The sequence below is a fragment of the Streptomyces klenkii genome (assembly GCF_003626645.1).
In the GTDB taxonomy this organism is placed as follows: Bacteria; Actinomycetota; Actinomycetes; order Streptomycetales; family Streptomycetaceae; genus Streptomyces; species Streptomyces klenkii.
The window spans coordinates 1-1,257 of sequence record NZ_RBAM01000113.1; the positions used below are offsets into that span (position 1 = coordinate 1).

At 67.9% G+C, this 1,257-nt stretch carries 1 pseudogene; it reads left to right on the top strand.

The features are described 5' to 3' along the window. Window positions 1-120: 120 nt before the first annotated feature. Window positions 121-1,257 (top strand): annotated as a pseudogene (locus D7231_RS35030) (pRL2-11); the annotation flags it as partial.

Consider the following 1,257-nt stretch of genomic DNA (forward strand, 5'->3'; position numbering starts at 1 on the left):
GCCACGGGTGCCCCGCTGGACGGCAAGCCCCGGACGGACGCGACCTGGACCCACCGGGGAACCAGGACCCTGCACAAGCGGGCCGTCCGCCGTTGGTCCCACCTGACCCGCCTGGAGCGGATGGGCGCCCGCTGGGCCGTCACCGCGGGCACGGGCGGCACCATCTACGCCTACACCCAGGACCCCACTGCGACGCTGGCCTGCCTGGAGGCCGGCGGCCTGTCCACGGCCTCGGTCGCGTCGGCCTGGCTGGCGTTCCAGGGCGCTGACGGCGTCCTGACGTGGCGCCACCGGCAGGAGTGGGTGTGGCCGCTGCACGTCGTGCTGCGGCGCCTCCTGGAGCTGCCGGAGGGCACCCGGCCCGGCAGCTACCTGCACGTCCCGGGCAACTTCACCGAGATCAGCGGCGAGGTCATCAAGGTGACCGTGCCGGCCGACTGGACCGGCGCGGAGGGCGGGAAGCTGGCCGTCCAGCGCGCCATCACGGAGAAGCTGGCCCTCCAGGACGTGAAGTTCAACTGGCACATGGAGGGCCGCAACCACCACGTCATCGTCTCCCAGTCGCCCAGGCCGCCGTCGAAGACGCTGTTCTCCGACCCGGATGTGCGGGCCAAGGTCGCGAAGGCGCCCGAGTCCGCGCCGGTCATCGGCCTGTCCCACCGGGGCACGGTCGTCTCGGTTGACCTGGACGCTGAATCCCCTCACGTCCTGGTGTCCGCGTCGACTGGTGGCGGTAAGTCGGTCATCCTCCGCGCGATTTTCGCTCAGCTTCTCCACCACGGCGCAATCGGATTCGTCCTCGACGTGAAGCGGCATTCCCATAAATGGGTACGCCGGGTGCCCGGGGTCACGTACTGCCGCGACGTAGAGGATCTGCACGAGGCTTTGGTGTGGCTCGGTGAAGAGGGAATGCGCCGCAATCACATCGTGGATGACTGGGAGGAGGACGGAGATCCCCCGGTCGGGCCGCGCGTCGCGATTCTGCTGGAAGAGGTCAACGCGACCATCAAGAAGCTGAAGCGCTATTGGATGCGCACTCGCGAGGAAAAGAAGGGCGACCCCAAGGAATCCCCCGCTATTGACGCGCTGGCGGACATCCTGTTCATGGGCCGCGCCGTGAAAATGCATGTGTTGGCGGTCGGCCAGAGCATCACCGCGAATTCGATCGGTGGCCCCGAGATGCGGGAGAACTTCGCAACCCGTATTCTCGCCCGCTACACGCGGAATGCGTGGAACATGCTCGTTCCCGAAGTCCAG